This is a genomic window from Streptomyces sp. NPDC007095 (genome assembly GCF_040634475.1).
Lineage (GTDB): Bacteria > Actinomycetota > Actinomycetes > Streptomycetales > Streptomycetaceae > Streptomyces.
Genome location: NZ_JBEYFS010000084.1, coordinates 16,659 through 37,452 on the forward strand (window position 1 = coordinate 16,659; position 20,794 = coordinate 37,452).

Annotated in this window: 20 protein-coding genes and 2 pseudogenes; 10 read left to right on the plus strand and 12 right to left on the minus strand. The window is 69.6% G+C overall.

Annotated elements, in window-relative coordinates; translation table 11 throughout:
* Positions 1 to 52 precede the first annotated feature (52 nt).
* Entirely contained in the window at positions 53 to 748 is a 696-nt protein-coding gene (locus ABZ656_RS27125; RefSeq protein ID WP_360271062.1) for an ABC transporter, read from the plus strand.
* 333 nt (positions 749 to 1,081) lie between these two features.
* On the opposite strand, the gene mshD is transcribed toward ABZ656_RS27125, so the two are convergent.
* Complete coding sequence (gene mshD / locus ABZ656_RS27130) at positions 1,082 to 2,008, minus strand: mycothiol synthase (RefSeq protein ID WP_101404255.1); 927 nt, start codon at positions 2,006 to 2,008, stop codon at positions 1,082 to 1,084.
* A gap of 128 nt (positions 2,009 to 2,136) precedes the next feature.
* Positions 2,137 to 3,766 (minus strand): annotated as a pseudogene (locus tag ABZ656_RS27135) (IS200/IS605 family accessory protein TnpB-related protein).
* A gap of 198 nt (positions 3,767 to 3,964) precedes the next feature.
* On the opposite strand from ABZ656_RS27135, the pseudogene ABZ656_RS27140 reads away from it, so the two are divergent.
* The 4 genes and pseudogenes from ABZ656_RS27140 to ABZ656_RS27155 all read left to right on the plus strand — a co-directional run.
* Positions 3,965 to 4,147, plus strand: a pseudogene (locus tag ABZ656_RS27140) (bifunctional metallophosphatase/5'-nucleotidase); the annotation flags it as partial.
* A 245-nt stretch (positions 4,148 to 4,392) separates the two neighbouring features.
* Positions 4,393 to 4,530 carry a hypothetical protein gene (locus ABZ656_RS27145; protein ID WP_360271064.1) on the plus strand — a complete coding sequence of 46 codons (138 nt, stop codon included), beginning with the start codon at positions 4,393 to 4,395 and terminating at the stop codon, positions 4,528 to 4,530.
* A 71-nt stretch (positions 4,531 to 4,601) separates the two neighbouring features.
* A complete protein-coding gene (locus ABZ656_RS27150; protein ID WP_167552124.1) occupies positions 4,602 to 4,742 on the plus strand; it encodes a hypothetical protein in 141 nt (46 codons plus the stop codon).
* 92 nt (positions 4,743 to 4,834) lie between these two features.
* On the plus strand, positions 4,835 to 6,589 hold the full coding sequence (locus ABZ656_RS27155) for an ABC transporter ATP-binding protein (RefSeq protein WP_360271066.1): 1,755 nt from the start codon (positions 4,835 to 4,837) through the stop codon (positions 6,587 to 6,589).
* Here ABZ656_RS27155 and ABZ656_RS27160 read toward each other — a convergent pair.
* The 4 genes from ABZ656_RS27160 to ABZ656_RS27175 all read right to left on the minus strand — a co-directional run bounded on the left by ABZ656_RS27160 (position 6,565) and on the right by ABZ656_RS27175 (position 10,414).
* A complete protein-coding gene (locus tag ABZ656_RS27160; protein WP_101404258.1) occupies positions 6,565 to 7,269 on the minus strand; it encodes a response regulator transcription factor in 705 nt (234 codons plus the stop codon). The two genes, ABZ656_RS27155 and ABZ656_RS27160, sit on opposite strands and share 25 nt — an antisense overlap.
* Before the next feature lie 194 nt (positions 7,270 to 7,463).
* Complete coding sequence (locus ABZ656_RS27165; RefSeq protein ID WP_360271068.1) at positions 7,464 to 9,542, minus strand: pectinesterase family protein; 2,079 nt, start codon at positions 9,540 to 9,542, stop codon at positions 7,464 to 7,466.
* 246 nt (positions 9,543 to 9,788) lie between these two features.
* On the minus strand, positions 9,789 to 10,094 hold the full coding sequence (locus tag ABZ656_RS27170; protein ID WP_360271070.1) for a hypothetical protein: 306 nt from the start codon (positions 10,092 to 10,094) through the stop codon (positions 9,789 to 9,791).
* A complete protein-coding gene (locus tag ABZ656_RS27175; protein ID WP_101404260.1) occupies positions 10,091 to 10,414 on the minus strand; it encodes a hypothetical protein in 324 nt (107 codons plus the stop codon). The genes ABZ656_RS27170 and ABZ656_RS27175 overlap by 4 nt, the downstream gene beginning before the upstream one ends.
* A 184-nt stretch (positions 10,415 to 10,598) precedes the next feature.
* Between ABZ656_RS27175 and ABZ656_RS27180 the strand changes: the two genes are divergently transcribed.
* The 4 genes from ABZ656_RS27180 (at position 10,599) to ABZ656_RS27195 (ending at position 12,377) form a co-directional block, all read left to right on the plus strand.
* Positions 10,599 to 11,423: a Scr1 family TA system antitoxin-like transcriptional regulator gene (locus ABZ656_RS27180; protein WP_101407993.1), complete on the plus strand. Its 825-nt coding sequence runs from the start codon at positions 10,599 to 10,601 to the stop codon at positions 11,421 to 11,423.
* Positions 11,420 to 11,647 (plus strand): DUF397 domain-containing protein, encoded by a 228-nt coding sequence (locus tag ABZ656_RS27185; RefSeq protein WP_101404261.1) that lies wholly within the window; start codon positions 11,420 to 11,422, stop codon positions 11,645 to 11,647. Before ABZ656_RS27180 ends, ABZ656_RS27185 begins: the two co-directional genes overlap by 4 nt.
* Positions 11,648 to 11,688: 41 nt before the next feature.
* Positions 11,689 to 11,964, plus strand: a complete 276-nt coding sequence (locus ABZ656_RS27190) for a hypothetical protein (protein ID WP_360271073.1) — start codon at positions 11,689 to 11,691, stop codon at positions 11,962 to 11,964.
* 149 nt (positions 11,965 to 12,113) lie between these two features.
* A complete protein-coding gene (locus ABZ656_RS27195) occupies positions 12,114 to 12,377 on the plus strand; it encodes a hypothetical protein (RefSeq protein ID WP_360271075.1) in 264 nt (87 codons plus the stop codon).
* On the opposite strand, the gene ABZ656_RS27200 is transcribed toward ABZ656_RS27195, so the two are convergent.
* The 4 genes from ABZ656_RS27200 to ABZ656_RS27215 form a co-directional block, all read right to left on the minus strand.
* Positions 12,353 to 13,840 carry a HAMP domain-containing sensor histidine kinase gene (locus tag ABZ656_RS27200; RefSeq protein ID WP_101404263.1) on the minus strand — a complete coding sequence of 496 codons (1,488 nt, stop codon included), beginning with the start codon at positions 13,838 to 13,840 and terminating at the stop codon, positions 12,353 to 12,355. The two genes, ABZ656_RS27195 and ABZ656_RS27200, sit on opposite strands and share 25 nt — an antisense overlap.
* A complete protein-coding gene (locus ABZ656_RS27205; protein ID WP_360271077.1) occupies positions 13,837 to 14,568 on the minus strand; it encodes a response regulator transcription factor in 732 nt (243 codons plus the stop codon). The genes ABZ656_RS27200 and ABZ656_RS27205 overlap by 4 nt, the downstream gene beginning before the upstream one ends.
* Positions 14,569 to 14,872: 304 nt before the next feature.
* Positions 14,873 to 15,100: a hypothetical protein gene (locus ABZ656_RS27210; RefSeq protein ID WP_101404264.1), complete on the minus strand. Its 228-nt coding sequence runs from the start codon at positions 15,098 to 15,100 to the stop codon at positions 14,873 to 14,875.
* 34 nt (positions 15,101 to 15,134) lie between these two features.
* Positions 15,135 to 16,346, minus strand: coding sequence for a trypsin-like peptidase domain-containing protein (locus ABZ656_RS27215; RefSeq protein WP_360271079.1), 1,212 nt, complete (start codon positions 16,344 to 16,346; stop codon positions 15,135 to 15,137).
* A 369-nt stretch (positions 16,347 to 16,715) separates the two neighbouring features.
* Here ABZ656_RS27215 and ABZ656_RS27220 point away from each other — a divergent pair, with 369 nt between their 5' ends.
* Complete coding sequence (locus ABZ656_RS27220; protein WP_101404266.1) at positions 16,716 to 18,461, plus strand: trypsin-like serine protease; 1,746 nt, start codon at positions 16,716 to 16,718, stop codon at positions 18,459 to 18,461.
* A 165-nt stretch (positions 18,462 to 18,626) separates the two neighbouring features.
* Here ABZ656_RS27220 and ABZ656_RS27225 read toward each other — a convergent pair whose 3' ends face one another.
* Positions 18,627 to 19,649, minus strand: a complete 1,023-nt coding sequence (locus ABZ656_RS27225; protein ID WP_101404267.1) for a LacI family DNA-binding transcriptional regulator — start codon at positions 19,647 to 19,649, stop codon at positions 18,627 to 18,629.
* Between the two features lie 71 nt (positions 19,650 to 19,720).
* Positions 19,721 to 20,512: a response regulator transcription factor gene (locus ABZ656_RS27230; RefSeq protein WP_101404268.1), complete on the minus strand. Its 792-nt coding sequence runs from the start codon at positions 20,510 to 20,512 to the stop codon at positions 19,721 to 19,723.
* Between the last annotated feature and the right edge of the window lie 282 nt (positions 20,513 to 20,794).

Sequence of the window (20,794 nt, forward strand, 5' to 3'; positions counted from 1 at the left end):
CGGGGGTGCGGAGAGCGCCGAAAGGGTGGGAACGGTGGGAAGGGTGGGAGCGGTGGGAAATGGGGTTACCGGGGGCGGCATTCCGCCCCGGGGGCGGCCGTTCACCGTGGCCCGCGCCCTTCTCCGCCCCCTCTGGCGCACCCTCCCCCGGAGGGCGCTGGTGACCGGTGCCGTACTGGGGCTGCTGCTCGCCGGGACGCCGCGGCTGTTCTCCCTCCGGCTCGACACGGGAGCCGGCCTCAACCTCCTGCGGGCCGCCGCGCTCACCTTCGCTCTGGGCCTGGCCTTCCTGCTGGACGATCCGGCCCGGCACATCACCGCGTCGGTGCCGACGAGGCGTCCCGTGCGGGTCGGCCTGCGGGTGGCGCTCGTCGCCCCGTCGGCCGTGCTCTGGTGGACGGCCGCGCTGTTCCTCATACCGGAGCAGGCTCGGCCGCCGGTGGGCGCCGTGACCTTGGAGGCCGCCGCCACGGCGTTGCTCGCGACGGCGGCCGCGGCGGTCATGGTGCGGTTCACCAACCGGGCCGAGCCGGGAGGCGCGGTGTGCGTCGGACTACTGGCCATGGCGGTGCTGGCACCCCTGCTGGTCCCCCACCGGTGGACGCTCTTCCCCGCTCCGTCCGACCCGCGCTGGGACGGAGCGCACCAGGCATGGGCGGTGGTCCTGGTCACGGCGGCGCTGGCCGGGGCGTGGTCCAGCGTGGAACCCCTGAGGACGTGGCGACCCGCCGTCTTCGCTCGCCGGTGACACGAAGACGCGGGCGCGGACAGGCAGGGACAGCGGACCGCCAAGGACACCGGACAGGCAGGGACACCAGACCGCCAAGGACACCGGACAGGCAGGGACACCGGACGGGCAGGGACACCGGACGGGCAGGGACACCGGACGGGCAGGGACACCAGACCGCCAAGGACACCGGACGGGCAGGGACACCGGACGGGCAGGGACACCGGACGGGCAGGGACACCGGACGGGCAGGGACACCGGACGGGCAGGGACACCAGACCGCCAAGGACACCGGACCGACAAGGACACCGGACGGGCAGGGACACCGGACCGCCAAGGACACCGGACCGACGGTCAGGACTCGCTTCGGTACATCAGGTCCGTCTCGTGCGTGCGGAAGCCGAGCCGCTCGTACACGGTCACGGCCGCCTTGTTGTCGGCGTCGACGTAGAGCATGGCGGTCGGCAGACCCTGCCGGGCGAGGTGGCGGAGCCCGATCGTGGTGAGGGCCTTGCCGAGGCCGCCGCCCTGGGCGCCGGGGCGGACTCCGAGGACGTACACCTCACCGAGGCCCTCCTCGGCGTGGACCTTCGTCCAGTGGAAGCCGACGAGTTCGTCGCCGCGGAAGGCGAGGAAGAACCCGGACGGGTCGAACCACACCTCCGCCTTGCGGTCGTCCAGGTCGCGCTGGGTGAGGGAGCCCTGCTCGGGGTGGTGGGCGAAGGCCTCGGCGTTCAGGGCGAGCCAGGCCGCGTCGTCCTGGCCGGGCACGAAGGTGCGGACGTGCATGCCGTCCGCGAGCTTCGGTTCGGGCAGGTCGAGGTCGGTCAACGGCCGCCGCAGCTGGCGCAGTTCGCGGAAGAGGGTGAGGCCGAGGACCTGGGCGAGATGCCGCGCTGCGGAGTGACCGCCGTGCGCCCACACGCGCAGCCGTTTGCCGGACTCGGCGAGCAGGGCCGAGCCCAGGGCCCGGCCGTGGCCGTGGCCGCGGTGCGCCGGGTGCACGACCAGTTCGGCGGCCGGGGCTTCCACCGGGTCGGTGTCCTCCAGCTGCGCGTACCCGATCAGCTCGTCGCCGAGGGTCAGCAGCAGATGGCGCACGCCCTCGCGGGCGCCGCCCTTCAGCTGGAGCCGGCCCTGCTCGGATACCGCCTGCTGCCCGTCGGCCCGGGCGGCCTCCGCGAGCAGCCGGAGCACATCCTCGGCCTGGGCCGGGGAGAGCGCGGTGTGGGTCTCGATGGAGCGGGTGAGGGCGTGGGGCGCGGTGTCGTCGCTGGTCATGGATACGAGGGTACGGCGCGGTGTTTTGCGGACAAGGAGTTGCGCGGAGTCGATGTGGCTCGTGGCGGGGTGCGGAGGGGCTTCCGTCAGGTGGTGGTGAGGTGATGGCAACCAGCCTGTAACCGATCCTAAGGACTGAGCGGGTGAGTCCTGTTGCCAGGACCTGTGCTCAGCCGAACGCCCCGAACGGTGCTGGGCGTTCTGGTCCCCCGCGTTCGCTCCGCGTCCGGGCGGCACGGATCGTGTCCGTGGTCCGGGAATGCGGGGGCGGGTTCCCTCACGCCCAGAGACCTCCGGTCGGGCCTGGACGGTCCGATGCCCCGCACGATCGCTCTGGTCGTGCGGGGGCGGTGCCGTCCGTCGCCGGATCGGATGTCCCTGGGCGCGCCTTCCGATCGCCACCGCTGCCGCGTCATGACGAGTCGTTTTACGGTTGCTGCTGGTAAGAGGCTTCTGCCAGTGCTGGGCGCCCCAGCGACTGGTGTAGGCGGGGTCCACGGCGATGATGGCGATGCCCGTCTGGTCGGCCATCGAGGTCAGCCGGGTGCGGAGCCTGCCGGTGGGCATGCCGGAGATGACCTGCCGGAACCGCTTCTTCCGGCCGTGTTTCTCCCGGGTCTTGTCCGCGGTGAAGTCCAGGTCCTCGATGGCGATCGCCTTCACCCCGCAGGCCTGGGCCCAGTGCAGGAGCCGGGTGAGGGCGTGGCGGACCTGGGCGTCACGGTGCTCTCGCGAGCCGGTCAGGTCGTAGACGAAACGGCGCGGGGCACCGATGGGGTTGCCGTGGACGTCCAGGCGCCAGGCGGCGAGGTGGTCGGCGTTCATGTCCACGCCGATCACGCCGTCGGCGAGCGCGGCACGGATGGGGATGGCCGGGGTGGGCGGGATCTGCCAGGAGGCGGTCAGCTACCAGCAGTCCCGGCCCACGTCCAGATGAACGCGGTAGGCGACGGCCCGGTTGGCCTCAATCCGGTCGGCCCACTCGGTGCCCCGGTGTGGGAACGTGATGCGGAAGGCGAGGACGTACCGGCCGCGCCTGGCGTTCGCCAGATGCGCGAGCGGTGCGGGGAGTTTGATACTCACCTCGCCCCCGGGGCTGACGCGGATCGTCTCGTTGCCGTACCGCTTCCCGGACTCACCGTCGGCGGCGAGGAACCAGCGCTCGGCCTCCCAGAGTTCACGCCACTCGGCCTCGGTGAGCTGGGCGGCATCCAGGTGGTGCCGGGTGCGGGCCAGCCGTTTCCCGCCGCGTGCGACGTGCACGAGCCCGGCTTCGCGGTCGGCCCGCTCTACGGCCAGCCGGTCTTCCAGCACGTGCAGGCGACGGGCCTTGGCGTGCCACTCCTGCCTCGACCGGTACCCCCCGGGCGCCTTTTTGGAGCCCTTCTGCCCGAGGGGCAGGGACAGCCGGTGCACGACGGTTTTGATGCCCGCTTCCAGGCTCTGGACGTGGGCGAGCTGACAGCGGCGGGCCAGCGCCCACTGGTCGTGCGACGCCTTGGTGATGCTACCTGCCCAGCGTGACGAGGAGACCGCAGTCAGCTCGCGCTTGCGGGCCGCCCAGGTGTCGGCGGAGTGTTCCAGGCCGTCCCGGCAGCGCGCCGCAAGATCCTTCGAGGCTAGCGCGCCCAGGCGCGCGCCGACCAGTCGCAGCACCTGCTCGTCCTCGGGCGTCAGGTGCTTGAGCCGGGTACGGATGGCCGCACCGGTCGGGCCGGACGCGACGAACGGCTGCGCCACTTCCCTCAGCCCGCCCACCACTCCACCCCCGCCCTGCCCCACCCTGCAGATCCCTGTCACCCTGCAGATCCCTGTCACCGCATCCAACGAGCACCACCCGCAAAGGTCACGCATTCGACACAGGCACGCCAGTTCCCTCCCGGCGCATGGCACGACACCTGCCACCGGCACTTCCTCCCGCTCACCAGCACATGCTTGAGCGCGCTCCAGCGGCAGCAGCTCCAGACCCCCACCTTCCTCGCGGGCGGTGGCGACGGCTTCGCCGAGCTCGGCAAGGGCGGAGACGTCCTGGTCGGCGGCGACGACCTGGCGGCCTTCGAGTCCTACCTGACGGCCAACTCCTCGGCCACGGCGCCGTGCCCGGTGCCGACGGCGGACCGGATCACGGTAGTGCGGTAGTCCCTTACGGAACAGGCGGGGCCGGTACGCGGATGCGTATCGGCCCCGCTTTTTTTCGACCTAAATTCTGTGTGAGTAGTGGATTGGTTCCACGGCCCACCTGAGAATTTGTTTCAGCCGTAATTCATTGAGGTCTTATCCGAATTGGCGATTTAAGGGTCCGGGGTCCCGTAGTGTTTTCCATGCCGAAAGCGAACAGCGCAAACGGCAAAGGGAATTCACCCGCAGGGAACAAGGAGACACCCATGAGCTTCCACGGGATCGCCCCGGTCAAGAAGCACCACAAGCCCGCTCCGGCCCCGAAGAAGCCCGCGAAGCGCCGGCCCGCCAAGCCGGCCCCGGTGGCGCAGAAGCCCGGGCGCCGTCCTGTCGGCAACAAGTAAGCAAGATCCACCCCCGATCAACAGATCCCCCCGCGACCAGCGGATCAGTCACAGCTACGAGAGGGAAACCCATGAGCTTCCACAAGATCGCCCCCGTCAAGAAGCACCACAAGGCCGCCCCGGTCGCGAAGCGCCGGCCTGCCAAGCCGGCCCCGGTGGCGAAGAAGGCCGTCGCTCCGAAGAAGCGCCCGGTCAGCCGTCAGGGCCAGTAGCAGCCCGCGCGAGGCGGGGTCCCCGGGAATTATCGGTTTCCGGTGGCCCCGCCTCGGCCATGTTCCGGACAGGAAAGGGAAGTTGATTTGATATGCGGGAAGTACGGGAGGCATTCGCACGCTTCTGGCCGCTGACGCGCGGCGACCGCAAATGGCTACTGCTGATCATCGGCTGCGTGGTCGTGGCCGCGCTCGCCGAGACGGCCTCGATCCTGCTCTTCGCACAACTCACGGACCACGCCCTGAAGGCCGGTTCGCTCTCCGCGTTCTGGGAGCCGGCCGGAGCCTGGCTGGGCGTCGCCGTGATCGGCGCGATCGTCGGCTACCTCGGCAACTCGCTCGCCGTGTGGATCGCGGAGAGATTCGTCCTGCGCCTGCGCGCGAGTGTCTTCCGCCACGTCCAGGACCTGCCACCCGACTTCTTCCAGAAGCACCGCCAGGGCGACCTGGTCGAACGGCTCACCGGTGATGTCGAGGCCATCGAGCAGATGGTCGTGTCGGGTGTCGTCGGGACGGTCTCCGCCGCCTTCTCCGCCGTCTTCTACGCGACCGCCGCGCTCTGGCTGCGCTGGGATCTCGCCCTTGTCACCTTCCTCCTCGCCCCTCTCTTCCTCGTCGCCGCCCGCCGGTTCGCCGGCCGCATCAAGACCGCCTCCCAGGAGGAGCGGGCCGCCGACGGCGCGATCACCTCGGTCGTCGAGGAGTCCCTCGGCAACGTGGTGCTGACCCAGGCGTACAACCGCCGCCGCGCCGAGGAGAAGCGGCTCGACCGCGAGGCGCGTGCCTGGATGCGGGCGTCGGTGCGCGGGGCACGGGCGAGCGAGATGTACGAGCAGTTCGTCGAGGTCGTCGAGACGCTGTGCGTGCTCGCGGTGATCGGCCTCGGTGCCTGGGAGATCTCGCAGGGGCGCATGTCGCTGGGCCAGTTGCTCGCCTTCGCCGCGTTCCTCGGCTACCTGTACCCGCCGATCCGCAATCTGGGGCAGCTCGGCCTCACCCTCACCGCCGCCACCGCAGGCGCGGAACGCATCCAGGAGATCCTGGACACCGAACCCGCCGTCACCGAACCCGCCGAGCCCGTCCGGGACTGGCCCGTGCACGGCTGGGTCAGCTTCCACGGCGCGTCGTTCCGCTACCCCGGCGCCGAGCGCGAGTCCCTGCACGACGTGACTTTCACCGCGGGCCCCGGCGAACTCGTCATCGTCACCGGCCCGAGCGGCGCCGGAAAGTCGACGCTCTCCAAACTCCTCACCCGCTTCTACGACCCCACGGCCGGCGTGGTCTGCCTGGACGGCGTCCCGCTGCCCGACGTGTCCCTGGAGTTCCTGCGCGAGAACGTGGCGCTGCTGCCCCAGGAGACGCTGATCCTGCACGGCACGATCCGCGAGAACATCGAGTGCGGCAGGCCGGGCGCGTCCCAGGCGGACATCGAGCGGGCGGCGACGGACGCGGTCGCGCACGACTTCATCAGCGCGCTGCCCGACGGGTACGACACCGAGATCGCGCCCGGCACGGCCACCCTGTCCGGCGGCCAGCTCCAGCGGATCGCGATCGCCCGCGCGATGCTGCGCGCCGCGCCCGTCCTGGTCCTCGACGAGCCGACCGCCGGGCTCGACTCGATCGCCGCACGCCGGGTGGTGCAGCCGCTGAGGCGGCTGATGGCGGGCCGTACGACCATCATGATCACGCACGATCTGAGCCTCGCCCCCGACGCCGACCGGATCCTGGTGGTGGACGGCGCCCGGCTGGTGGAGGCGGGCACGCACGACGAGCTGATGGCGTGGGGCGGGGCGTACGCCCGGCTCGCGACACCGGAACTCGACTACTTGGCGGCGCGGAGCGTGTAGCCGAGCCCCCGCACGGTCTGGATGAGCCGCGGTTCGCCGCGGCTCTCCAGTTTCCGGCGCAGGTACATCACGTACACATCCAGCGTGTTCGACGTCGGCTCGAAGTCGAAGCCCCAGACCTCCTTGAGGATCTGGGCGCGGCTGAGGACCTTGGCGGGATGCCGGAGCAGATACTCCAGCAGGGCGTACTCGGTCCTGGTCAGGTCGAGGAGGCGGTCGGAGCGGGTGACGGTGCGGGTGGGCCGGTCCATGGCGAGGTCCGCGAAGGCAAGCCGGTCGTCGAGACGGGGAGCGCACTGTTTCGGCTGCGGACTGCGGCGCAGCAGGGCCCTGACCCGGGCGAGGAGTTCCTCGGCGGCGAACGGCTTCATGAGGTAGTCGTCGGCGCCGTTGTCGAGGGCGACGATACGGTCGCCGACCGCGTCCCGGCCGGTGATCATGAGGATGGGGACGGTGGACCCGGAGGCTCTGATCCGGCGCGTCGCGGCCAGCCCGTCGAGGCCGGGCATGGTGACGTCCATCAGCACCAGGTCGGGCCGCTCGTCCACCCCGGCCACCAGTTCGAGGGCATCGCGGCCGTCCCCGGTGAGGACGGTCTCGTAGCCCTCGAACCTGAGCAGCCGGTCGAGCCCCTCACGTACGGCCTCGTCGTCATCGGCCAGCAGGATCTTCCGCGCCATCCCCCCAACGTGTAACGGGGTGCTGTGGGAGGGCTTGGAGAGGGGTGTGGGGAGGCTGGGCGGTGTCCGCGCCCAGCCTCCCCGGCCGGGAGGACCCGGCCTTCCCCAGGAGGCCCCCCGGCCTCCCGGGGAGTCAGGAAACAGCGATGGACGTCAAGAAGCAGCGAGGGACGTCACAAGGTTCCCGGTGGACGTCAGGAGGCGGTGGGCGTCCAGTCACCGAGCCAGTCGGCGATCGACTGGCCCGCGGCCTGCGCGTCCGTCAGCTGCGGTCGCTCACCGCTCGCGGCGCCCGCGCCGGCGCCGCTGTTCTTGTACTCGGCGAAGCGGTCGTTCTTCCAGGAGAAGCCGCCCATGTCGGACCACGGGTTCGACCGGATCGCGGCGCTGAGCGTGGAGTTACGGACGGTCGTCTGCGGCCTGAGGGCGGCGTCGCCGCCCGCGTGCCAGTTGCGGCCGAGGGAGAAGGAGCCCGCGGCGACATCGCCGGTCACCGTGGAGTGGGTGATCAGGAAGCCCTTGCGGTTCGCCTGCGTGCTGGGCGCGGTGACGAAACCGGCGGACGAACCGTCCCAGCGCTTCTTCAGGTTGATGACCGACTTGTTGATCACGGCGGTGGCGCGGCCGAAGACGAAGTCGACGTTGCCGGTGATGTAGGAGTTGGTGATGTAGACCCGGCCGGGCTTGTCCGAGCCGGGGGTCTCCATCTCCAGGGTGTCCTGGTCGCCGCTGACGATGACACCGTCGAGCACGACCTTGTCGGCACCGGTGCGCAGGGCCACGGCCTGGTGCCCGAGCACGCTCTGGTTCTTCGCCTCGTCGAAGTCGTTCGCGATGGTGAGGTTGCGGGCCTGGAAGTCGTCGCCCTCGACGGCGACGGTGGCGCTGCCGGTGGTCCCGTACGTGGAGCCGTCGGCCTTCTTCGTACCGGCCGCGTTGCCGAAGGTGATCACCGTGTCCTTGCGGCTGCCGCCCGAGCCCTGGAGGGTGATGTGCGGTTTGTTCGAGGGGACCTTCACCGTCTCGCGGTACGTGCCCGGCTCGACGGAGATCGTGACGCGCGCGGTGTTGTTCGCGGGTACGGCGTCGACGGCGGCCTGCACGGTCCTGTACTGCCCGGAGCCGTCCTGCGCGACGGTGAGGACCTTGCCGGTGACGGTCGGGGTACTGCTGGTCGGCGTGGCAGTGTTGCCGAGCGAAGTCCGCGGCCCGGACTGGGACTTGAGGAGCGCCGGCACGTCGGCGGCCTTGTCCAGCGTGTACTTGTAGTACGTCTTCGGGTCGAAAGGCGTACCGCTGCCGCCGCTCTCGTTGCGGCCGGTGGTGCCGGAGAAGACGTTGCCGCGCTGCACGAGGGTCGCGGTGCTGTCCCGGATGACGGGGTTGTTCATGCCCTGGAAGTAGCTGTTCTCCAGGACCATGTTGGTCCTGCCGCGCGCGTAGTTGCCGTACGAGGACGTGATGGCGGTGCCCGCGTCGTCCTCCAGGTAGTTGTTGTAGAGGTGGGCGTGGGCGACATTGTCCGTGGACGGGTTGCGCTGCTCGGTCTCGCGGATCCAGTTGTGGTGGATCGTGATGTCCGCCGTGGTGTTGGCGGTCCAGCCGATGCCGAAGGCCTTGTTCTCGTTGCTCAGCCTGTTGTACGAGACCGTCAGGTACGTGGTGTCCTTGCGGCTGTCGATGAGCCCGTCGGCCATGTGCCGGATGTCGTCGTGGTCGATCCACACATGGTGGGCGCCGTCCATCTGGATGCCGTCGAAGTCGTGCTCCTTGTCGTTCCAGATGCCCTGGTACGCGTCGCGGATGGTCAGGTTCCGGATGATGACGTTGTGCACGCCCTGACCGAGGAAGAAGCCGCCGCCGACGATCTGCCCGGCGGTGCCGGAGCCGATGATCGTCTTGTCGCTGGCGACCTTGATCTCCTTGCCGACCGGGTCCATCGTGATCGTCGCGGCGACGACGATGACGTACGGGTCGGCCGAGGTCGCGTACTTCTCCAGGTCGGCGAGGGTCTTCACGGTGACGGTCCTGCCGTCGCGCCCGCCGTAGGTCCCGTTCTGCCCCATGGCGTGGACGGAGGCGAAACCGTCGGCGGCCTCGGTGGCCCAGGCCGGGGTGTTGGTCGCGGCCGCCGCCTTCGGCTGGGCGTCGTCGCCGAAGAGTCCGAACACCGTGCCGTACGCCATCGCTCCGGCGGCGGCCAGGGCCAGCGGCACACCGACGACGAGGGCGGTTCTGCGTCTGCGGTGGCGCGCCTTGCGGATCTCAGTCACGTGGTGGTCTCGTTCGAGTGCTGTGGAGGGGGTCCGTCACGACACAGTCGCCACCGGGGAAGCAAAGGTTGCCGCGGTGCAGCAACGCGAACGCGCCCCCGTCCGGTGAGGGACGGGGCGCGCGGTGCTGTTCACTCATGTGCCCCTCAATGACGACACCTTCCGGACCGAACCCTCCGCCTGGTCCGACGGTTCGTCGACTTGATGAAGCCGCCTTTGAACGAGGTCGTCCAGCTGTTGTCACGGTCACCGTTCGTCTCCGAGGATGCGTGCGCCTCGGCTGACCGCGACACGCAGCACATCGGCGAGCGACTCCGTCGCCCTGGTGAGCGCGAAGCGCACCGCGCGCTCACCGGCCTTGGGGTCGGCGAGTAAGGCCCTGGCTCCGGCCAGTACCTGCTCGCCGGAGTCCAGCTGGGCCGCTTCGATGTCGTCGGCGAGCAGGGAGAGACGGCTGCCGTCGCTGTCGGTGCTCAGGTAGCAGGGCTTGCCTTCAGGGGTCGCCCACGGCAGCAGCCGCAGCCGTTCGGGCGTTCCGGCGGCGTTCGTCACGCAGACACCTCCACTCCGTGGATGTGGCGTGGACCGACATCGATTCCGTGCACGGCCAGCCAGAGGGCACGTCGGCGCTGCCGCTGCGATCGCCGCGCGCGGCGCTCTTCCGCCGTGAGGAGATACGGGCGTACGAGGTGGGTGTCCCGCTCGAAGGGCCATACGTCGACGGGGTGGCGTACGGGGGTGGAGGGTGCCGGAGGCCTGCCCGCGTCCGGCAGTTGGGCCGGAGCTGCCCGGTGGCGGCCTCGGGCGGGAAGCAATGCGTGCACGAGTGCGAGCAGTAGTAACTCGCAGAATCCCGCGATACGTTCGGCCATGTCGGCGCTCCTTTTCAGCGTCGGCCACGCCCCCGGGCCGACCTGCTATCGGCTGCGGGGGTTTGTTGTGGGTGTGGTCCTGACGAGCGGTGATTACCGTTCGTGTATCGATCGTCACTGCTTGCCCGTACGCTGCGGAAGAGGGTGGGCGTTGTCCGGCGCCCTGGCAACGGTGAGGGGTGACATGGACGAACAGGTTGACGGGGAAGGGCAGCCGGGGCTCGCCGCACTGGGGCGGACGCTTCGGTATCTGCGGGAGAAGGCGGGGAAATCGCTGGGCCAACTGGCTGGCGAGACCGCTTACGACAAGAGCTATCTGAGCCGCCTGGAAGCGGGCAAGCGGCTCTCCAAGATGGCGGTCATGGAGGACCTTGACGGCTACTACGGGTCCGGTGACCTGCTGGTTCAGCTGTGGAAGGTAGCGCGGCACGACGCCTTCAAGGACAAGTACAAGGAGTTCATGCGGCTGGAGGCGGCGGCGCTGACCATGGACAAGTTCACGCTTGGCGTGCCCGGACTGCTGCAGACCGAGGAGTTCGCGCGTGAGGTGTTGTCCGGGCCCCAGGCAACGGCCGAGTCCGATGAGGCAGTCGAGGAGCAGGTGGCCGCGCGCCTGGGGCGGCAACTGCTGCTGCGCCGGGACCCGGCGCCCCATGTCCGCTTCATCATCGACGAGTACGCGTTCCGGCGCCCCTCGGCCACCGCGAAGACCTGGGACGACCAGCTGCTTCATATCGAGGCTGTTGCGATGTGGCGCAACGTCGTCCTCCAGGTGCTCCCGTTCGCCGCAGGGGTCCACTACCTCGTAGAGGGATCACTGACCGTGCTCTGGCAGAAGGACGGAAGCGCCGTTGCCTACAAAGAAGGCAACGGTGGTGGGGAGTTGGTCGACGATCCGGAGGATGTCCTGCGGCACCGCTTGTCCTACGATCGGCTTCGAGACATGGCGCTGCCCCCGTCGGACTCACTTACGTTCATCAGGGGCGTTCTGGAGGAGCACCGGTCATGAAGCACACCCCCGATCTCAGCAGCGCTGCATGGCGCAAGTCGAGCTACAGCGACGGGGGAGACAACAACTGCGTCGAGGTCGCCGACGGCTACCCCGGTCTCGTGCCCGTCCGTGACAGTAAAGCCCCGCAGGGCCACGTGCTGGTGCTCGGAGCCGGGGCGTGGGCGCCTTTCGTGGGGGCGGTCAGAAACGGAGACGTGTTCGTCGGCGTTTCGTTCGAATGAGACGGGCTGTCGGTCGATAATGGTGAGGCTATGGTGATTCCATGGCGGAGCGCACGACCATCCAGGTGACCAAGGAAGTCCGCGACCACCTGGCTCAGGTTGCCAAGGACCGCGGTGTGACCCTTGAGCAACTCGCGGCCGAGCGGCCGACCGCTGAGCAGATCGCCGAACGTGTGGCGGCCACGCGCAGAGTCCTGCGGGAGCGCATGGGCTGCAGGCTTACCGACGAGGAGTTCGACAACGGGCCGGACGTGCTGGCCAATGTGTACACAATGGCGGCGGAGAAGGCCCACGCCCTCCGAGGGCACGCTGCGTGATCATCCTCGACACCAGCGCGGCTACGGCACTCACCCAGGGGCACGTTGCGCTGCACCGCTTGGTGGACAACGTTGCGCACACGCCTGGCGACTGGCTCCACGTCCCAGCCCTGTGCCTTGTGTGAGCGGAAGAGGCTGACGAAGGAGCCGTGAGCAAGCTGCTCGCGCTGCCGGGAGTCCTCGTCGACCCGCTGGGCCAGACGGCGGCCACTCTGGTTGGAGGGATGGTTCGCGATGGATGGGGTGGCGCGGATACCTGCCATGCCATCTACGTCGCGACGCCGCATCTGGAGACCGGCGGCATGTCCATCATCCTGACGGGCCGGGAGGACGACTACCCGCCAGGATTCCTCGCCATCGATATTGATGCACCGGGAATGCTCGGCTTCTACCGATCCTCGGCCCCGTCCTGACCCAGCTCGGGAGGCGGTGTGGGCGCGCCCGGCAGTCGTAGCGTCGCCACCGTTCCGCCGCCCTGTGCCGGTTGCAGGGACACCTCGCCGCCGGACTGCTGCACGGTCCTGGCCACGATCGACAGGCCCAGGCCCGAGCCCGGCAGCGCGCGGGCGGACGGGGAGCGCCAGAAGCGGTCGAAGACGTGCGGGAGTTCCTCGGAGGGGATGCCGGGGCCGTGGTCGCGGACGGTCAGTTCGCCGGCCTTGAGGATGACGTCGATGGCCTCGCCCTCGGGGCTGAACTTCACCGCGTTGTCGAGGATGTTCACGATCGCCCGCTCCAGCGCGGACGGCTCCGCCCGTACGAACCAGGGCTGGAGGTCCGCCGTGATCGTCAGCTCGGGGCCGCGCAGGCGGGCGCGATGGAGGGCCGCCTCGACCGTTTCCTGGAGGTCGACCACCTGGATGCGGTCGCCCGACTGGCCCGCGTCCGAACGCGACAGCGTCTGCAGGTCGCCGATCAACGCCGCCAGCTCCGCCATCTGCGCCTTCACCGACGACAGCAGCGCCTTGCGGTCCGCCGGGGGGATCGGGCGGCCCGTCTCCTCGCTGCGGGTGAGGAGTTCTATGTTCGTACGCAGCGACGTGAGCGGCGTACGGAGCTCGTGGCCCGCGTCGGCGATCAGCTGCTGTTGCAGCTCGCGGGAGTTGGCGAGGGCGGACGTCATCGAGTTGAAGGAGCGGGAGAGGCGGGCGACCTCGTCCTCGCTGTCGTCCTCGACGGGGATACGGATGGAGAGGTCCTCCGTGCGCGCCACGTGCTCCACGGCCTCGGTGAGCTTGTCGACCGGGCGCAGACCCGCGCGGGCGACCGCCAGGCCGGCGGCTCCGGCGCCGACGACTCCGATGCCCGAGACGAGGAGGAGGACGAGGGCGAGGTCGTTGAGGGTGGCCTGGGTGCCCTTCAGGGGGATGGCCACGAGGAAGGACGCGTCCTGGACCAGGACCGGACTGCTGCCCGGAACCTGGCCGGCGACGACGAGTGGCATGGTGATCACCCGTACGTCGTTGCCTTCGCTGTCGGTTCCGGTGCGGATTCTGGTGGCGTCCCAGCTAGGGCTCTTGGCCTCGTCCTTGTCGCTGTCGGTGACCTTCACCGTGCCTGCGGAGCCGTCGAACGCGCAGACGGTTCCGTTTGCCTGGACCACCTGGGAGTAGTACTCGGACCGCCCGCGGGGGCCGTCGCTGCCGCTCTTCGGGTCCTGGCCGCAGTTCTTTATGGCGCGCTGGAACGATCCGTAGGTAACGGGTGCCTTCTGTGCATTGAGGGTGTTGTCGATCTCGTCGTACAACTTTCCCCGCACTATGAACCAACAGGTCACCGAAACCGCCGCCACCCCGAACGCCACCGCCGCCGCGACCAGCATGGCCAGCCGGGAGCGGATCGGCAGGGATTTGAACCGGCGCAGTACCTTCATCACTCCGCGCCGCCCGACCGCAGGACGTACCCCACGCCCCGCACCGTGTGCACGAGGCGCGGCTCGCCGCCCGCCTCGGTCTTGCGGCGCAGGTACATGACGTAGACGTCGAGGGAGTTGGAGGAGGGCTCGAAGTCGAAGCCCCAGACCGCCTTGAGGATCTGCTCGCGGGTGAGGACCTGGCGCGGGTGGGCCAGGAACATCTCCAGCAGGGTGAACTCGGTGCGGGTCAGTTCGACCGCCCGGCCCCCGCGCGTGACCTCGCGCGTCGCGAGGTCCATCCGCAGGTCGCCGAAGGTCAGCGCGTCGTCGTCCGGGGTGCCGACCGTCGCGGTCGCGTAGGAACTGCGTCGCAGCAGTGCCCGGACCCGGGCGAACAGCTCGTCCAGCTCGAACGGCTTGACCAGGTAGTCGTCCGCACCCGCGTCGAGGCCGGTCACACGGTCGCCCACGGTGTCTCGGGCCGTCAGCATCAGGATGGGGGTCGTCATGCCCGCCCCGCGCATCCGGCGGGCGGCCGTCAGGCCGTCCATCCGGGGCATCTGGATGTCCAGGACGACCAGGTCGGGCTGGTACGCGGTCGCCTTCTCCAGCGCGTCCGCTCCGTCGACCGCGACCTGGGTGTCGTATCCCTCGAAGGCGAGGCTGCGCTGAAGTGCTTCGCGCACGGCCGGCTCGTCGTCGACGATCAGGATGCGCTGGGTTTCACGGTCGCCTTCGGCGGGGCTCATGGGCGTGGGTTCCTAGGGGTGCGGTGGGACGGGGCCGGACGCTTTCAGCCTCGCACGTTCCGGCCGGGGCAGAAAGGATCAGCGGGGATCGGCGGGGATCGGCGGGGATCGGTCGGGATCGGCTGGGATCGGAGGAGATCGGCCGGGATCGGACGGGATCAGCCGGGATCAGCCGGGATCAGCCGGGATCAGTTCGTCAGGTCAGGCCTGCTCGGCCCGCTCACAGCCTGCTCGTTCCTCCTCGGCCCGCTCACAGCCTGCTCGGCCTCCTCGGCCCGCTCAGGCAACGCCGAGCGCTCGTCGCTCAGGCCCCCAGCGTGCTCAGCTGGCTCAGGCGGCTCAGGCGGCTCAGCGGGACCTTGCGGCGGTGCGGGTGATCGGCGGAGGTGTGCAGGCCCATCATCTGCGGCTGCGGGACCGTCACTTCCGGAGCCCGGGGCACCGGCCGGTGCAGTTCACGGGCGACGGAGAGGGCCAGGTCGAGGCCGGCGGGGTCGGTGCCTTCGATGCTGTGGGAGACGCGAGTGATCATTTCAACCTCCGAGAAGGACTTGGCCGAGAAGGACTCAGCTGTCGGAACCGCCGGCCCGCAGGCTGGCGAGGTCCGACTTGACGGTGTTGATCGGGATGGCGAAACCGAGGCCGACGCTGCCCGCGCTCGACGAGCTGGACGAGGAGTCGGCGGCCGAGTACATCGCGGAGTTGATGCCGACGATGTTGCCGTTCATGTCGATGAGGGCGCCGCCGGAGTTGCCGGGGTTCAAGGACGCGTCGGTCTGGATGGCCTTGTACGTGGTCGTCGAGGAACCGGTGTCGCCGTTGAACTGCTGGCCGCCGAAGGAGAACGGCCACTGGCCGCTGCCGCCGCCCTGCTGCTGTTGCTGGCCCTGGCTCTCGTCCGTGGAGACGGTGACGTCACGGTTGAGCGCCGAGACGATGCCGCTGGTGACGGTGCCGGTCAGCCCCTCGGGGGAGCCGATCGCGACGACGTCGTCGCCGACCTGGACGCCGTCGGAGTTGCCGAGCGTGGCGACCTTCAGGCCGGAGGGCGCGTTCTCGAGCTTGATGAGCGCGAGGTCCTTCTTGCTGTCGGTGCCGACCGCTTTCGCGGTGTACGACTTGCCGCTGCTCAGCCGCACCTTGATCTCGGAGGCGCCCGATATGACGTGGTTGTTGGTGACGATCTCGCCGCTGGACGAGATGATCACGCCCGAGCCGGTGGACGAACCCGCGTTCGAGGTCGCGCTGATCTCGACGATACTCGGGCTGACCGCCTGGGCGACACCGGCGACGGTGCCCTTCTTGGCGGCGGGTACCACGGTGGTGCTGACGCTGCTCGACGCGGTGTCCTTGCCGGTCAGCTCCTGTATGCCGTACGCGGTACCGCCTCCGATGGCGGCCGCGACTATCGCCACGGCGGCGAGCAGGGCGATCGTGCCCTTCGCGCGCTTCTTCGGAGCGGGGGCCGGGGCGGCCGGGACCGGCTGCGCCTGGAGTACCGCCGTGGAGGAGACGGCGTCCGGCTCGGGGTAGCCGGCGTAGGCGCCGCCTCCGCCGTGACCGCCGTCGCCACCCTGACCGGAGCCCGGCCACACGGTGGTACCCGGCTCGACGGTGACCGGAGCGATCGGCTCGTACGCCGGCGGCGGGGGCCACTCGGGGTTCACGGGAGAGGAGGAGACGGGCTGCTGCTGGGGGTACGCCGCCCGCATGGGGTCGGTCGCCCGGTGGTCGTCGCCCTGGGGGTACTCGCCGCTGCGGCGGAAGCTCTCGGTCATGGAAAAAGCTTGTCCCCCGATCATGAGAGCTCCCTGAGTGGCCGCTGAGAAGCCCGACAGAACCTCGTATGCCCGATATAAAGACGCCCGAGCCCGCTGAAACCCGGGAAACAGCGGGTTGCGTGGGGGTGATGTCACGGAAGGCGACGGACGAATACTTGTCTGTCTGCTGTGTAGGACATGTGTTCTGGGGCGGATGAGTCCTACGATCTCCGCGCCGGAGGGGGGCTCCGCGGTGTGCCTGAATCGATGCAGGCGGTTGTCGGCCATGGCCGGCGACCGCTGCCGTCGATCGGGCCGGTGCGTCGTACGCCCTTCTCGGGCCTCTTACGTCATGGACACCACACGCACCCACATCAGGAGCCCTGAGTGATACGTGCCCTGCGCGACCGCTGGAGACGCCCCGCCACGGCGTTGCCCACGGCCGCTCTCGCGCTGGCGCTGACCTGTGCCGGCGCCTTCGCGGCGCATCCCGCCACCGCGGCGGACGGACCCTCGCTGCCGGAGGTGAACCAGTCCCAGCCCGCGAAGCCGGCCGTCTCCGACAAGGAGCTGCGCGGCCGGGTCGCCGCGGCCGTCAAGGACCGGGCGACCCCGGACACGACCCCCAAGAAGACACCCTTCATCATCGGCGGCACCGAGACGACGATCTCCTCCGCGCCGTGGATGGTCCAGCTCTCCTACTACGACAGCACGGCCGGCGTCGGCTACTTCTGCGGCGGCACCCTCGTCGCCCCGAACAAGGTCCTGACGGCGGCCCACTGCGTCGCGGGCCTGAACTGGGTGAAGAACGGCGCGGTGCTGGCCGGCGCCACCGGACTGCTGGACGACACCAGCGGCACGGTCGCGGGCGTCTACCGGCAGTGGAACCACCCGCGCTACAACTCCACGACCGTCCAGAACGACATCGCGGTCCTCACGCTCGACCGCCCGCTGGACCAGCAGTGGCAGCGGCTGGTGGCCGCCGGTGACAGCGCCTCCTACAAGGCCGGCAACTCCGCCACCGTCTACGGCTGGGGCCTGACCTCCGGCGCCGACGGCGCCGACCTGTCGGCGAACCTGCGCAAGGTGACCCTGCCGCTGGTCGCCGACTCCACCTGCAACTCCGCGATGCAGTCGGTCCTCGGCGAGGACGACTTCGTCGAGGGCGCGATGTTCTGCGCGGGCACCCCGGCGACCGGCACCGACGAGGGCACCAAGAGCCCCTGCAACGGGGACTCCGGCGGTCCCGTCATCGTGGGCGGCAAGGTCGTCGGCATCGTCTCGTGGGGCGTCGCGGGCTGCACCGCGAAGGGCGCCTACCCGGTGTTCACCAAGGTGTCCTCGTACACCTGGGCCGCCCAGCCGCGCATCGACGACGCGGACCTGACCTTCGACGGCAAGGCCGACCTGCTGGAGCGCACGCCGTCCGGCGGCCTCTTCCAGCAGGACAGCAAGGGCACCTCGCTCGCCACCCGCGCCTACCAGGGCAACGGCTGGCAGAACGCGAGCTGGGTCCTCCAGGCCGACCTGGACCGGGACTTCTACCAGGACCTGATCATGCGTGACAAGGGCGACGGCAAGCTCTACCGCAGCTACCTGAACCACAGCTCCGGCGAGTACGACTGGATGCAGATCAGCTCGGTGTGGGGCGGCTACAAGTCGTACGCCATCCCCGGCGACCTGACGGGTGACGCCCGCCCCGACCTGGTCGCGGTGGACGCCGACGGCTCGGTCTACCTCTACCCGGGCAAGGGCAACGGCCAGTTCTACGGCAAGGTCAAGGTCGTCGACAAGGCCTGGAAGAACGTGAAGATCTTCGGCCACGGCGACCTGTCCGGCGACGGCAGGGCCGACCTGCTGGTCCGCAACAGCTCCGGCGTCCTGTACCTCTACCGGGGCACGCAGGTCGAGAAGACCCCGTTCGCGGCGCGGATCCAGGCGCGTACGGGCTTCAACTTCACCTCGTACGTCTCCAACGGTGACGTCACGGGCGACGGCATCGCCGACGTCATCACCCGCGACTCCGCCGGCAAGCTCTGGCTCTACCCCGGCACCAACAAGGCCTCCAGCAGCCTCTTCGGCTCACGGATCGGCCTGGGCAGCGGCTTCAACCAGTACAACCTGTTGTTCTAGCTCAGCACCTGGATGCGTCGGCCCCCGTGATCTCGCGGGGGCCGACGCGCCCCTGTTTTTAGGGGCGCGGGGCTGTGACATAAGCGGCTCCGCCGCGTGGGCGCGACCAGCCCCCACTCGCCTGCACTCTGAAAACGACCCGCAAAACCCGCCCCACCAGCGGAGCTACTCGCACCCGCAAGACCGCCGGACGACCAACCTGGACGGAAACACCTTCAACCGCTCGCGCCGCGACCCCGCGACCCGCAACCCGTCATCCAGTACGAGATCCACCGCGGCCCGCGCCATCGCCGACCGGTCGGAGGCGATCGTCGTCATCGGCGGATCCGTCAGCGCGGCTTCCTTGACGTCGTCGAAACCGGCCACGGCCAGCTCCCCCGGAACGTCGATGCGCAGTTCACGCGCGGCGCGCAGCACGCCGATCGCCTGGTCGTCGGTGGAGCAGAAGATGGCGGGCGGGCGGTCGGGACCGCCGAGCAGCTGGAGGCCGACCTGATAGGCGTCGTAGCGGTTGTACGGCGCTTCGAAGAGGCGGCCTTCGGTGGAAATCCCGGCCTCCTGCATCGCGCGCCGCCAGCCCTCGACGTGGTCGGAGACCGGGTCGCCGACGGTCGGGGTCTCCGCGAGGCCGCCGAGACAGGCCACGTATTCGTAGCCGTGTTCGAGGAGGTGGCGGGTGGCGAGCTGGGCGCCGCCGATGTCGTCCGTGACGACGGCGACGTCGTCGATGGCCTCGGGGCGCTCGTGCAGCAGCACCACGCGGGCGTCCCACGCGTCGATCTCCGCGGCAGCGTTGTCATTGAGCGCGTGGCTGACGAGGATCAGCCCGGAGACGCGCATACCGAGGAAGGCGCGCAGGTAGTGGACCTCGCGCTCGGCGATGTAGTCGGAGTTGCCGACGAGCACCATTTTCCCGCGCTCCGCGGCGGCCTGCTCGACCGCATGCGCCATCTCCCCGAAGAAGGGCTGGCGCGCGTCCGGCACGATCAGGCCTATGAGCTCGGTCCGCCGCGACGCCATGGCCTGGGCGACCCGGTCGGGCCGGTACCCCAGTTCCTTGATCGCGGCGAGAACACGCTCGCGCGTGGCCGGGGCAACCGGCCTCGGTCCGTTGTTGATGACATAGCTGACAACGGCGGTGGACGTACCCGCCAGTCGCGCTACATCGTCCCTCGTCACCTTGGCCACGCGCGGAGTCTACGCGGATGGACCCGCCGCTGGGCAGGGCGTACGGAGGCTTGCTGCGCCTCCGTCACCGCCTACTGCGCCTCCGACGCCGCCTCGACCGCCTCGACGGCGTCCAGGTGCGCCGTCTCGTCCGCATCCTCCGGCTTTGGCTGGGCCGCCTTGGCCCTCGCCTCGTCCGAGGCACGGTCCACCTTCTCAGGTGTAACGAATCGATAACCGACGTTCCGGACGGTACCGATCAGCGACTCGTGCTCGGGTCCGAGCTTCGCGCGCAGCCGTCGTACGTGGACGTCGACCGTCCGCGTACCGCCGAAGTAGTCGTAGCCCCAGACCTCCTGGAGCAACTGGGCGCGCGTGAAGACACGGCCCGGGTGCTGCGCGAGGTACTTGAGGAGCTCGAACTCCTTGAAGGTCAGGTCGAGGACCCGGCCCTTGAGCTTGGCGCTGTAGGTCGCCTCGTCGACCGAGAGGTCGCCGTTGCGGATCTCCATCGGGGAGTCGTCGTTGACGATCTGCTGGCGGCCCATGGCCAGCCGCAGCCGCGCCTCGACCTCCGCCGGTCCCGCGGTGTCCAGGAGCACGTCGTCGATGCCCCAGTCGGCGGTGACGGCCGCGAGACCGCCCTCCGTCACGACGAGGATCAGCGGACAGCCGGGCCCGGTCGAGCGCAGCAGCTGGCACAGGCTGCGCACCTGCGGGAGGTCGCGCCTGCCGTCGATCAGGATGACGTCGGCACCGGGGGTGTCGACGAGAGCGGGGCCTTCCGCCGGAGCCACTCGCACGTTGTGCAGGAGCAGGCCGAGAGCGGGAAGCACCTCCGTCGACGGCTGAAGAGCATTGGTCAGGAGCAGCAGAGAACTCATCGCGCCCCACCTGCCTGGGTCGTCCTACGGTCATGCAAGGTTCGCTCGCCCATAACGTCTGGTTCCTCCTCGGTCCCTGCGAGGACGTTTGCGGCACTGCTTCCTACGGTGCGGCTCCCGCGCCCCTGGGAGTCGCCGGACGGCCCACTGGGGGCCGCCACACGTTCTATGCGTTCGTAGGCTTCGTACACCTGCGGTTTCCCGCTTCGTATACAACGCTTCAGAAAGCACAAAAGGACCCGGGGGCTACGCTGCCCGAGTCCTCTGCCCAGCAGAATAGCC